Annotated in this window: 11 protein-coding genes; 5 read left to right on the top strand and 6 right to left on the bottom strand. The window is 52.3% G+C overall.

The genetic code is table 11. From position 1 onward, the window contains the following. Positions 1 to 51: 51 nt before the first annotated feature. Both uvrB and FFS57_RS07940 read left to right on the top strand, forming a co-directional pair. Positions 52 to 2073 (top strand): excinuclease ABC subunit UvrB, encoded by a 2022-nt coding sequence (gene uvrB, locus FFS57_RS07945; protein WP_137937239.1) that lies wholly within the window; start codon positions 52 to 54, stop codon positions 2071 to 2073. A gap of 50 nt (positions 2074 to 2123) precedes the next feature. Then, positions 2124 to 2954: a hypothetical protein gene (locus FFS57_RS07940; RefSeq protein WP_137937238.1), complete on the top strand. Its 831-nt coding sequence runs from the start codon at positions 2124 to 2126 to the stop codon at positions 2952 to 2954. Positions 2955 to 2992: 38 nt separating this feature from the next. Here FFS57_RS07940 and FFS57_RS07935 read toward each other — a convergent pair whose 3' ends face one another. The 5 genes from FFS57_RS07935 to FFS57_RS07915 all read right to left on the bottom strand — a co-directional run bounded on the left by FFS57_RS07935 (position 2993) and on the right by FFS57_RS07915 (position 7967). Then, positions 2993 to 4033, bottom strand: a complete 1041-nt coding sequence (locus FFS57_RS07935; protein ID WP_137937237.1) for an ABC transporter ATP-binding protein — start codon at positions 4031 to 4033, stop codon at positions 2993 to 2995. Positions 4034 to 4035: 2 nt separating this feature from the next. Then, positions 4036 to 5628 (bottom strand): ABC transporter permease, encoded by a 1593-nt coding sequence (locus tag FFS57_RS07930; RefSeq protein WP_137937274.1) that lies wholly within the window; start codon positions 5626 to 5628, stop codon positions 4036 to 4038. Positions 5629 to 5886: 258 nt separating this feature from the next. After that, positions 5887 to 6882, bottom strand: coding sequence for an extracellular solute-binding protein (locus FFS57_RS07925; protein ID WP_137937236.1), 996 nt, complete (start codon positions 6880 to 6882; stop codon positions 5887 to 5889). A 20-nt stretch (positions 6883 to 6902) separates the two neighbouring features. Continuing rightward, positions 6903 to 7373 carry an Rv1443c family protein gene (locus tag FFS57_RS07920; RefSeq protein ID WP_137937235.1) on the bottom strand — a complete coding sequence of 157 codons (471 nt, stop codon included), beginning with the start codon at positions 7371 to 7373 and terminating at the stop codon, positions 6903 to 6905. Positions 7374 to 7550: 177 nt separating this feature from the next. Beyond that, positions 7551 to 7967, bottom strand: coding sequence for an Hsp20/alpha crystallin family protein (locus tag FFS57_RS07915; protein WP_137937234.1), 417 nt, complete (start codon positions 7965 to 7967; stop codon positions 7551 to 7553). A 248-nt stretch (positions 7968 to 8215) separates the two neighbouring features. Here FFS57_RS07915 and FFS57_RS07910 point away from each other — a divergent pair, with 248 nt between their 5' ends. The 3 genes from FFS57_RS07910 (at position 8216) to FFS57_RS07900 (ending at position 10602) form a co-directional block, all read left to right on the top strand. After that, positions 8216 to 8839: a class I SAM-dependent methyltransferase gene (locus FFS57_RS07910; protein ID WP_137937233.1), complete on the top strand. Its 624-nt coding sequence runs from the start codon at positions 8216 to 8218 to the stop codon at positions 8837 to 8839. A gap of 102 nt (positions 8840 to 8941) precedes the next feature. After that, positions 8942 to 9715 carry a substrate-binding periplasmic protein gene (locus FFS57_RS07905; protein ID WP_137937232.1) on the top strand — a complete coding sequence of 258 codons (774 nt, stop codon included), beginning with the start codon at positions 8942 to 8944 and terminating at the stop codon, positions 9713 to 9715. Positions 9716 to 9981: 266 nt separating this feature from the next. After that, positions 9982 to 10602 (top strand): type 2 periplasmic-binding domain-containing protein, encoded by a 621-nt coding sequence (locus tag FFS57_RS07900; protein WP_171013742.1) that lies wholly within the window; start codon positions 9982 to 9984, stop codon positions 10600 to 10602. A 22-nt stretch (positions 10603 to 10624) separates the two neighbouring features. Here FFS57_RS07900 and FFS57_RS07895 read toward each other — a convergent pair whose 3' ends face one another. Then, positions 10625 to 11899, bottom strand: a complete 1275-nt coding sequence (locus tag FFS57_RS07895) for an MgtC/SapB family protein (RefSeq protein ID WP_137937230.1) — start codon at positions 11897 to 11899, stop codon at positions 10625 to 10627. Positions 11900 to 11999: the final 100 nt, after the last annotated feature.

Below are 11999 nucleotides of genomic sequence, written 5' to 3'. Positions count from 1 at the left end.
TTTGGGTCAGTTCCAGCCAGATGTTGCGAATCTTGTTAAGGATAATGTGCCGTGGTTGTGACTTTTCCCGATAGCCCGTACCGACTGCATCAACCTTTTCCACCTGCTGGTGATCAACCAACGGCCATTAACGAGCTGGTAGAGGGCATCAATGATGGTCTGATGTACCAGACCCTGCTGGGTGTAACGGGCTCTGGCAAGACCTACACCATGGCCAATGTGATTGCCCGTACCGGTCGCCCGGCCATTGTGATGGCGCCCAACAAAACATTGGCGGCACAGTTGTATGCCGAATTCCGTGAGTTTTTTCCGGAAAATGCGGTGGAATATTTTGTCTCGTATTACGACTATTACCAGCCAGAAGCTTACGTGCCCAGCCGCGATCTGTTCATCGAAAAGGATTCGCAGATCAACGAGCATATCGAGCAGATGCGTTTGTCGGCCACCAAAGCGCTACTAGAGCGGCCTGACTGCATCATCGTGGCCACCGTTTCCGCCATTTACGGCATCGGTGATCCGGTGGATTACCATGCGATGATTCTGCACCTGAGTGAAGGCGAAAAGCGTCCGCAGCGGGACATCATCACCCGCCTCATTACCATGCAATACGAACGGAACGAACTGGAGTTCAAGCGAGGCGTATTCCGGGTGCGGGGTGATGTCATCGATATTTTCCCGGCAGAGAACGCAGAACTGGCCTTGCGTATTTCGTTATTCGATGACGAGATCGAATCACTGGCGCTGTTCGATCCGTTGACCGGTCACGTCAAGCAACGTGTCGGGCGCTTTACGGTATTCCCTTCCAGCCACTATGTCACACCGCGTGCTACGGTGCTGCGTGCCATCGAAACCATCAAGACTGAACTGGCAGAACGACTGGAATACTATCGTCGCGAGGATAAGTTGGTAGAGGCGCAACGACTGGAACAACGTACCCGCTTCGATCTGGAAATGCTTAATGAAATGGGCTTCTGCAAAGGGATTGAAAACTACTCCCGGCATTTTTCCGGACGGGGCTTCGGTGAGCCCCCCCCAACGCTGATCGACTACCTGCCGCGCAACACCATCATGATCATCGACGAGTCACACGTCACTGTTCCACAAGTGGGGGGGATGTACCGTGGTGACCGGGCACGTAAGCAAAATCTGGTGGATTATGGCTTCCGCTTACCCTCAGCGATGGATAACCGGCCACTCAAGTTTGAAGAGTTTGAAACGCTGATGCCGCAGACCGTTTTCGTGTCGGCAACGCCCGCAGACTACGAAGCAACCCATCAAAGCCATGTGGCAGAGCAGGTGGTGCGTCCCACCGGCCTGGTCGACCCGATCATTTATATCCGGCCGGTTGGTACGCAGGTGGATGATTTGCTGTCGGAAATCAATGCCCGCGTTAAAGTCGGGGAACGGGTACTGGTCACTACCTTGACCAAGCGGATGTCGGAAGACCTGACAGACTACCTGAATGAACATGGTGTCAAAGTACGCTATCTGCACTCAGATATTGACACCGTCGAGCGCGTTGAAATTATCCGAGACTTGCGGCTGGGCGAGTTTGACGTGCTAGTGGGTATCAACCTGTTACGAGAAGGCCTGGATATTCCAGAGGTCTCATTGGTGGCCATTCTGGATGCCGACAAGGAAGGCTTCCTGCGTAGCGAACGCAGCCTGATCCAGACCATCGGCCGTGCTGCCCGCCACTTGCATGGTACGGCAATCCTTTATGCCGACAAGATCACCAACTCCATGCGTCGTGCCATTGATGAAACTGAGCGCCGCCGTGCCAAGCAGATTGCCTTTAACGAAGCCAATGGCATCGTGCCGAAAAGTGTTCATAAGCGCATCAAGGACATCATCGACGGCGTCTATAACCCAGAAGAAGCCACAGCCAAGCTCAAAGCCGCCCAGAAACAGGCTGGCTACCATCACCTGAATGAGAAGGAACTGGCCAAAGAGATCAAGCGGGTTGAAAAAGAGATGTTGGATGCAGCGAAGAATCTGGAGTTTGAAAAAGCGGCAGAGATGCGGGATCGGTTGAAGTTGTTGAAGGAAATGTTGTTTGGGCCGGAGGTTTGATGGCGTTATTTTTCACATTTTGATTCCAACAAAGGTATCTTAGAATACCAATGTCCCTGATTCACTTCCCAATTTTCTTCGTTATAAGAGTTTATATGATTGTTTTTTCAGAGGTCTTATTTAGGCGCAGCCCAGTGTTTATAACATTCTTTGCACTTTTTCTGCTTGGGGGGTGCGCTACCATAGTCACTCCAGACAGTTTGAAGCGACCTGATGTGATCACATGCATACAAAATCCAAATCAACTAGAAACGTATGAATTTAAAGGGTTGCTGAAATATAAATGGGTAACTAGGGTTCAAAAGGGGCCCTACATATCAGAATATGAAGATGCCGACGGTACTTACTACCGTGCTCCATCTGGTGGAATTTACTTCTTCCCGGAAGAGTGGGCTAAGAACCCTTCTACACCATTCATGCCAAGAATTTATGATGGTGGAATTTGGGTGCCAAAAGACGTCAAAGGATCGCCGCATATTTACACATATATATCCACTCAAGATGGCATAAAAAAAACCATGCCTGAGGGCGCGACCTGTAACTCTGCTTCTTTAGTCTCTCGTCCTGAGTCACAAGGTGTCAGTACCGTTGCATTCGCGCTTGGTGGTGCTTTGGGAGGTGCCGTTGGCGGTGTTACCGCTAATAGTGTTTCTAATGGCAGCGGAGTAAGCTATGGACAAGCCGCAGGAGTCGGTGCTGCTGGTGGTTTAATAGGTGGGGTTGTTGTGGCTGCCTTGATTAATATGGATGTGGGAAAAATTGTTCACCAGCCTGTTTCTACAGATCAACAGTTCATTGAAGCACTTAAAGAGTTGGCGAAGAATATGATACCTCTAAGTAGTTTAGATACAAAACCTCCACAGCCTGCACCGGCTAATTAACAAATATCTAAATTAAAGGAAATTTTTCGTCTTTCCGTTTAACGCTGAAACGCAATCACATGGTCAATCTCCAGCCTGATACCAATCCATTCGCCCATGGCGTGGTTATGATGGCTGGGGACGAGCGACAGGACTTGATCACCGCTTTCCAATTCCAAGGTATAGAGGAATTCGGCCCCTCGGAAGGCTTTGTTGATGACTTTGGCTTTTACTGGGCTGGCGTCGTCATGCAGGATATCATCAGGTCTGACCAGTACGTCTGCAGTGCAGCCCAAGCAGCAAGTCTCCGGCATTTCACCACGAATTTCGCCCAATTCAATCTCCAGTAGGTCATGGCGTAGCACCCGGCCGGGGAGGAAGACGCCTTCGCCAATGAAGTCCGCTACGAATCGGCTGGCAGGGCGGTGATAGAGGTTATAGGGCGTATCCCATTGCTCGATGCGGCCATGTTGCATGATGCCGATCTGGTCGGCCATGGCGAAGGCTTCGCTTTGGTCATGGGTGACCAGGATGGCCGTCATGCCTTGGTCTTTCAAGATCTGGCGTATTTCTTCAGATAGTTTTTTGCGCAGCTCTACATCCAGATTGGAAAAGGGCTCGTCCATCAAGATCAGCTCTGGACGAGGGGCCAAGGCACGGGCCAGGGCGACACGCTGCTGCTGGCCGCCCGATAGTTGGTGGGGGTAGGCTTGTGACAAGCTACTCAGACCAACAATTTCCAGTAGTTCGATTACTCGCTGTGCCTGATTGTTTTTGTCCATCCTATGAAGGCCAAAGCCAACGTTGCCCGCAACTGTCAAATGCGGAAAAAGGGCATAGTCCTGAAAAACCATACCAATGCGGCGATGCTGTGGTGGTAAGGATTGGTTTGGGCTGGCAACGGTTTGGTCATTCAGCTCAATTTCACCGGCTCCGATCTGTTCGAAACCCGCAATGCAACGCAGGACGGTGGTTTTACCGCAGCCGGAAGGGCCAAGCAGGCAGCCGATTTCGCCCTTGGCCAACTCCAGACTCAGTCCATCAATAATGCGGCGGTGGCTATAGGCATGGGCGATTTGCTTGAGTGAGAGAAGCGACATGGTCAGGCGTGGGGGGGTATAGGTTGTTGTTCACTTTGCTGCATCAACAGCAAAACCGGTAATAGACCAACCAGCACCAACGCGATGGCGGGCAGGGCCGCGCGTTGCCATTCACCTTCGCTGGTCATCTCAAAGACACGAATGGCGAGGGTGTCCCAACCGAAGGGGCGGGTCATCAACGTAATTGGCATTTCCTTCATTACATCTACAAACACCAACAACATGGCGGATAACAAGCCTGCACGCAGTTGTGGCAAGTGGATGCGGCGGATCAGTGATAGTCCACCCAATCCCAGGCTTCGGGCGGCTTCGTCCTGGCTGAGGGTAATACGGTGCATGGCGGATTCTACTGGGCTGGCCCCCACCGCCATGAAACGGGCTAGATAGGCCAGTAGGACGACGGTCAGGGTGCCATTGAGAATCTGATGGGTTCCAGCAGGTAGCCAGTTTCGACAGTAATCGATCAGCAAGTTATCCAGCCAGGCGATCGGGACGAAGATACCGACTGCCAGAACCGACCCGGGGATGGCATAACCCAAGGTGGCCAATCTTGCAATCCAGTGGCTGGTGTGGCCTTTCAGGCGCCGCTGAGTATAGGCCAATACCAAGGCACAGACGGCCACCAATATGGCAGCAAAGCCAGCGAGGAGGATGGAATGCAGGACGAAATCGACATAGCGCTCGTCCAGATCCTGTGCGGCAATACCCGCTGCCCAATAGATCAACTGGGCTGCAGGAATGATGAAGGCCAGTACCAGAACCAACCCACATATCAACATGGCTCCCCAGGCCTGCCAGCCGTTCAGGTTGATACGATGTTGTTGGTTACTACGGCCAGCTTGCGTATAGCGCTTGTCCCCACGGGTGCGTTGTTCGGCCACGGCCATTGCCAGTACTACCACGACCAGTAGCGATGCCAGTTGGGTGGCTGCTGGTAGTGAGAACATCTGGAACCATGCCTTGTAGATGGCGGTGGTGAAGGTGTCGTAGTTGAAGATGGAGACGGTACCAAAATCAGCCAGGGTCTCCATCATGGCCAGCATGGCACCGCCGATGATCCAGGGACGAGCCATCGGGAGTGCAACACGGATGAATCCGCGCGCCCTGGATAACCCCAGGGATTGTGCGGCCTCCAAGGCCCGACGTCCCTGGCTTTGAAACGCATTCAGCGCCAGCAGATAGACATAGGGATACAGTGCAAAGCTCATGACCAGAATCACGCCACCTCGCGATCGAATGCGAGGGAACCATGCACTGGTACCAAACCATTCGCGTAACAACGTTTGAATCGGCCCGGTGAACTCCATCAGGCCGATGACGGCGAAAGCGGTTACATATGCCGGCATGGCCAATGGCAACATCAATGCCCAACGGAAGAATCGTTGACCAGGAAACTGGTAGATGGCGGTTAGCCAAGCCAGGCCGACTCCCAGCAACAAGGTGCCGGTGCCAACGCCGATGGCCAACCAGGCGGTATTGCCCACCAATTCCCATAACAAGGTGTCGACGAGATGGGTCCATACTTCAGTGGGCGGTTGTGCCCAGGCTGCCAGAACTACGCCCAGCGGTATCAATGGTATCAACGCGATCAACATGGCGGGCAAGCGGATCAGGCCATGGCTGGATCGCAATCCCAACCATGTGCTTGATATGGGCAAACGTGACGAGCCAGCTCTATCGATAGCAGGTGGCTTGGATTGATCGGAGACTGAAATAGGGCCGGGGGCTGGCATCAATTCTGGGCAGCTTAAGATGACGGGTCAAACGCGAATTGTAACCGATAGTATTCGCAATCGCGAAAATGCAAAACGGGCGGATGGCCGCCCGTTTCTTCATGCCGAGTCAGCCTGGCTTTATTTGTAGCCCGCACGATCCATCAGTTTGGTTGCTGCAACCTGGTTTTCACCGGCTTTGGCGACATTGATGTAGTTGTGCTTGAAGTCGCCCCAGCTTGCTACGACAGTATCTGGCTTGATCTTCGGATTGGCCGGGTACTCCATGTTTACGTCGGCGTAAAGGTTTTGCGCCTTATCGGACGATAGCCATTCCAGTAACTTGACCGCGCCTTTCTCATTCTTGGCGTGTTTGGTGATGCCTGCACCAGAAATATTGACGTGGGTGCCACTGGTTTTCTGGTTAGCCCAGAAGATACCCAATGGCAAGGATTTGTTCTTCTCTACCAAGCGGCCATAGTAATAAGTATTGGCAATGCCTACATCGCATTGGCCTGCGGCAATGGCTTCCAACATCTTGGTGTCATCGGCAAACACATCAGTTGCCAGGTTATTAATCCAGCCGCGAACAGTCAGTTCTGTCTTGGCTTCACCTTGCTCGGCGATCATCATGCCAACCAGTGACTGGTTGTAGACCTTTTTGGAGGTGCGCAGACACAGACGGTTTTTCCATTTCTTGTCTGCCAAGTCATCATAAGTGGACAGGTCGGCCGGCTTGACCTTCTGGGTATTGAAGAAAATGGTGCGAGCGCGTACTGACAAGCCAAACCATTGATTGCCAGGGTCACGCAGGTGGGCAGGAATATTGGCTTCCACCGTTGCTGACTTCACTGGCTTGAGCAGGTTCATATTGGTGGCTTGCCACAAGTTGCCGGCATCTACTGTCAACAGCATGTCCGCAGGTGTATTGGCTCCCTCTGCCTGCAGTTTGGCCAACAGCGGGCCTTCCTTGTCTGTGTGGATCTTGACCTGAATACCGGTTTCTTTGGTGAAGGCATCAAACAGCGGTTTGATCAGCTGTTCGTTGCGCGCGGAATACACGGTTACTTCGTCAGCATGGGCAAAGCCTGCAGCAAACATCAGCGCGGCAAGCGGGGGCAGAAGGCATTTTTTCATGAGCAAATCCCGTAAACAGACTAACTAAAAACGAAACCGTTACGTACCAGCTTGAGCCAGCGACGTTGACGGTGGGCATAAAACCAGTTGGCAAACAGCCAGATGATGGGCGTCATCCAACCGGCGTCTATTTCCACATGATCGGTATAACGTGTACCGGCGGTTGATTCGATCAGCATGATGCGATGATCCCAGCGTCGGATCAGCCGGCTGTGCCCATTGTCACGTAGCACATATGCCTGCTTGCCAGAGGGCGTGGTGTAGTTCATCGCAGACATATCGATCACTTGCTGGCCAATGGGTAGCACCCCAAACAGGCGCAACGCCACTCTGTAGGCCCGTTCGGACCAGTTGACAGGAAACTGCCGGGGTTCCACCGGACGAAAAGCCATCAACGGTGCTGCAATATATTGCAATAAACGTGGTGACCGTAGGTGAGTCATCACCTCTTGGATGGGAACCGGGAGATCAATGCTGCGCTCAATATCCATCGGGCGACCTCGCAATCGGGTGCTGATGTTGTACAAATGAGAATTATTATAAATAATTGAGCGCAAAAAGGGAGTGACTTCTCAGATTTTGTTGGCGCAAATTGATACGTGAAACAGACGAGTCGGTTGCCAGCCCGCTACCAGGCACGGTATGGCCCGGTAGCGGGTAAGTGGCTATCAGCCAATGGTCAGGCGTTTGCTAGAGCTTTGCAGCCGTTTGGGTAAGCGCAATTCCAGCACGCCATCCTTATAGTTGGCGCTTGCTTCATTCTGGTCCACATCCTGTGCCAGTTGGAAACTGCGCGAAACTTTGCCGAAAAAGCGTTCACTACGTAGCAGTTTTTCGCCATCCTTGGTCTCGCTTTCGCGTTTGACCTCGGCAGAGATCGCAACCAGGCTGCCATCAATGGTCACATGGATATCTTCTTTCTTCACGCCAGGAATATCGGCATGTACGGTATAGGCTTTGTCGTCTTCCTTGACGTCCATTTTGATCTGCAACTCGGGTTGATCCGCAAACTGAACGGGGCGAACAAAGAAGCCTTTCAGCAAGTCATCGAATACGTTGTCGAAAGCGGGGCGAATATTGGCCATGGTGATGCTCCTTTCTCAATGAAAAGAAATGATTACTCAACAGGTTAAAAGTCGCTGCGCGCCAGCTGTACCTTACAAGATAGGTACCATTGGCCGGATTTCAAGAGGTTGAAATAGTGTAGTCCTTCTACTTTTCGCTCAGTTTGACGGCAATCAAAAACAGATGGATTTCAAAGATGACTTTTCGTCATTCGTCATCAGTAGATGCAGTTCAACTTGGACAGGAGACAATATGAGTCGATTCGAAGGTGCTGCCGCAATATGACCTGATTCATCAACTAACTGCTGCTCAGCTGGCTGCGCGTCTCCCAGATACTGCCAAGGTGTTGGTAGTGGGGTGTGGTACCGGAACGGAAATTGTGCAATTGGCTGCACTTCATCCAGCATGGCATTTTACCGGGGTCGATCTTTCGGCGGATATGCTGAATGTTGCCCAGGGGCGATGTGTGCAGTTGGGCATTCAGGAGCGGGTCACATTGCAATGCGGACAGTTGACAACACTGCCATCTACACCGAGCCATGATGCAGCGCTGTTGATATTGGTGATGCATTTTCTGCCCGATCAGGGTGAGAAGCGGGACATGCTCGATCACATCGTACAACGTCTGAAACCAGGTGCACCTTTGGTGCTGGTAGATCTGATGGAGCCGGCAGATTCGATGGAGCGCGAGGCTTTGAGGCATGCCTGCAGCCAATTGGGGATGGATGATGACATGGTGGCGACCATGATGCATAAGCTGGAGCAGGATTTTTATCCACTTTCGACACCAAGACTGGCAACGTTGTTGGCGGAAAGCGGGTTTCAGGTGCCGGTACGATTTTTTCAGTCATTAGGTATTCATGGCATGGTCGCGCATACCGCGACATGTTGATCGATTGTGCGATGGTTTTCAGTTGGTTGTTTATTCTGATATGTGGAAATGGTTATTTAACATGTCTATAAATCAGACATCTAGATATCAGGAGTAACCGCCATGCCCAAGTTGTTTTGCCTTGCCAGTTTGATGGTTGCCATTACTGCCATGCCGGTGATGGCTGCCGACAAGCCTGCAGCCATCAAGCTGTGTACCGAGAATGAGGACTCTTTCCCCTGGCTGCTGAAAAGCCGCCCCGGTCTGAGCATCATCATGATGCAGATGGTTGAGAAACGGCTGGGAATCAAGCTGGATATCCAGCCGCTCCCCTGGAAGCGCTGTATGGAGGATGTAAAACAGGGCAATCTGGATGGCCTATTCAAAATCAGTTTCAAGGCAGACCGCATGGATATGGGGCATTACCCCATGGCGGGGGACAAACCGGACAACAGCAAGCGGATGCTGGATGACAGTTATAGCCTGTATCGTCTCAAGGGTGGTACGGTTGAATGGGATGGTAAAACCATCAAGCATGCAGATGCCGGGATTGGCGCACAATCAGGTTTTTCGATTGTCGATCAGCTCAAAGGTATGGGGGTCAAAGTGGATGACGGTACTCGTGTAGCTGACGACAATCTGCGCAAGGTGTTGACAGGGCGAGTGGCTGCCGTTGCCCTGCAGACCCAGGAAGGTGACGCCAGTATCGCCGATCGACCGGAGTTTGCCGGCAAAATTGAACGGGTGGGCCCTGCGTTGGCTGAAAAACCTTATTTCCTGATGCTGTCCAAGCCATTTGTGGCCAAATATGGCGATACAGCCAAACAGGTTTGGGATGCGGTTGCTGCAGTGCGTGAGTCACCGGAATACAAAAAACAGATGCAACAGTTCAAATAGTCGAATGGGTAGCTGGGGCAATGGTGGTGCAGCATGTAAACCAAAATGCCAAAGGCCCTAGCCAACTCATGCCTCATCGTTTTGCCCAGGCCCACCGCTGGTATTTTGCATGGGTGCCCCGGCTATTCGCCTGCCTGGTTGTAGTTTGCGGATGGTGGATACCTCAGGTTCGGGCGATTGATAAGCCGGCTGCGCTCAAACTATGCATTGAAGACGAAGACTCGTACCCATGGTTGCTGAAGAGCCGCCCAGGCCTGAGTATGATCATGATGCAGATGGTTGAAAAGCGGTTGGGTATACATGTGGACGTTCATCCCTTGCCGTGGAAGCGTTGTATGGAGGCCGTGCGCCACGGATTGTATGACGGTCTATTCAAAATCAGTTTCAAGGTTGATCGCATGGAGCTGGGTCATTACCCAATGCTGGGCGATAAGCCTGATGCCAGCAAACGCATGTTGGATGACACCTATAGTCTGTATCGCCTGAAGGGCAGCAAGGTGGAGTGGGATGGCAGAAATATCCTGAACATCGAAACAGCCATTGGGACACAGACGGGTTTTTCGATTACCGATCAACTCAAGGCCATGGGCTTGAAGGTGGATGATGGTACCCGAGTGGCGGATGACAATCTGAAGAAACTGCTAGTCGGTAGGGTTGACGCGGTCGCGTTGCAAACCAACGAGGGGGATGCCAGTCTGGCTGCTCGGCCGGACATGTCGGCCCGAATTGAGCGCATTGGCCCCCCGTTAGCTGAAAAACCTTATTTCCTGATGCTATCCAAGCCGTTTGTCAGTAAATACGCTGACTTTGCCAAGCAAATATGGGATACCGTGGAGCAAGTCCGTGAATCACCGGAATACAGGTTGCAGGTACAGTCTTTCAAGTAGTGCATGATCATATGGTGCCAGCTTAGGTGGCGGTTTTCAGAACTAACCCAGCCAAGGCCCCGATACTGCCAAATGTTGCCCCAAGCATGGGTAACATGATCCGCTTGGTAAAAGCCCAACCACCGAGACTGGTGGTGAGTGCTAGTTTGAATACCGTGTTGGCAGTAATTGCCAATACGATGCATGTGAGTGTTTCGGTCGTACTTAAACGGGCTTGACTGTAAAGCCGCATGGATGACAAGGTGATGGCATCCACATCTGTCAGACCAGAAGCCAGCGCAACCACATACAGCCCACGTGAACCGGCAATGTCCTGCAACCAGGCGGATGTCAATAGTACGACCGAGTAGAGGAGCGCGAAGGAAATGGCGGTTTTCAGTTCCGCCGGGTTGGCCATATTGGGCGCAACGCTGGGTGCATGATGACCACGAAATCCCAGGGCGATCATCAGTAATCCCACCACCAAGCCAATGCCAAGTGTAGTGGCCAATGGTACTAGCAAGGTATGGGCTGTGGCTGCACCCAATAGGGTCAGGCGAACAAAGATCATCAGATGTGCCAATGCTACGACAACTGCGGCAAAATGGATTAGGTCACGGTTCTCCTTGGCTTGTCTGGCATAGATCAGGGTGGTCACAGTACTGGAGACCAGGCCACCCAACAAGCCGAGCAGTGATGCTCCAATCTGCTCCCCCAGCAGGCGTAACGCCACATACCCCGCCAGACTGACACCGGAGATCAATACGACCATCAGCCAAGTTTGATAAGGGTTGAAGGCGTTGTAAGGTCCCATGTCCTGATTAGGCAGCACCGGTAGAATCACCAGACTCAGCACCGCAAATTGCAACATTGACCGGACATCTCGTGGCGTCAGATTATGGGCGATGCCGGATAGCTCCGTTTTGAAATAGAGCAGAATGGTGGTGGTGATGGCCAGTACCACAGCCAGATTGCGTTCGCCGATCCAACACAATATGCCAAGGCCGTAACAGAGTAGCAAGGCAATATGTGTTGTGGTACCGGGATCCTGATTTGGCTCCCCGGGTGCTTGGTAGGCGCTGATGATGGATGCCGCCACGGCCAACAGTCCGGCGGCAATCAACCACGGGCTGTCAAATGTGTTGGCCAACATGCCGCAGACCGTTCCTAACAATGCGGTCAATGCAAAGGTACGTAATCCGGCTTTTGCTGCCGGACTGCGCTCACGTTCCAGCCCAATCAGCAAGCCGATTGCCAGGCTGGTTGCAAAAACAGGCAATGGGCCTGGCTGTAACAAATCGGCGAGTTGACTGAACATGCAAGTATTCCCAATTTACTTATATGAATCATAGTGTGTTGCGTTGTTGGCAAGATGCGCATCATCACAAGATGGCAATCCGGTGTCAGCCCGATGCCTG

Origin of the sequence: Chitinivorax sp. B (assembly GCF_005503445.1) — a bacterium.
Taxonomy (GTDB): domain Bacteria; phylum Pseudomonadota; class Gammaproteobacteria; order Burkholderiales; family SCOH01; genus Chitinivorax.
This window is presented reverse-complemented; position numbering and strand designations above follow the sequence as displayed.

What these genes read in the sequence shown, in the direction of transcription:
- FFS57_RS07940 (WP_137937238.1), top strand. Translation starts at nt 2,124, where the DNA reads ATGTCCCTGATTCACTTCCCAATTTTCTTCGTTATAAGAGTTTATATG.
- FFS57_RS07935 (WP_137937237.1), bottom strand. Translation starts at nt 4,033, where the DNA reads ATGTCGCTTCTCTCACTCAAGCAAATCGCCCATGCCTATAGCCACCGC.
- FFS57_RS07930 (WP_137937274.1), bottom strand. Translation starts at nt 5,628, where the DNA reads ATGTTGATCGCGTTGATACCATTGATACCGCTGGGCGTAGTTCTGGCA.
- FFS57_RS07925 (WP_137937236.1), bottom strand. Translation starts at nt 6,882, where the DNA reads ATGAAAAAATGCCTTCTGCCCCCGCTTGCCGCGCTGATGTTTGCTGCA.
- FFS57_RS07920 (WP_137937235.1), bottom strand. Translation starts at nt 7,373, where the DNA reads ATGGATATTGAGCGCAGCATTGATCTCCCGGTTCCCATCCAAGAGGTG.
- FFS57_RS07915 (WP_137937234.1), bottom strand. Translation starts at nt 7,967, where the DNA reads ATGGCCAATATTCGCCCCGCTTTCGACAACGTATTCGATGACTTGCTG.
- FFS57_RS07905 (WP_137937232.1), top strand. Translation starts at nt 8,942, where the DNA reads ATGCCCAAGTTGTTTTGCCTTGCCAGTTTGATGGTTGCCATTACTGCC.
- FFS57_RS07900 (WP_171013742.1), top strand. Translation starts at nt 9,982, where the DNA reads ATGATGCAGATGGTTGAAAAGCGGTTGGGTATACATGTGGACGTTCAT.
- FFS57_RS07895 (WP_137937230.1), bottom strand. Translation starts at nt 11,899, where the DNA reads ATGTTCAGTCAACTCGCCGATTTGTTACAGCCAGGCCCATTGCCTGTT.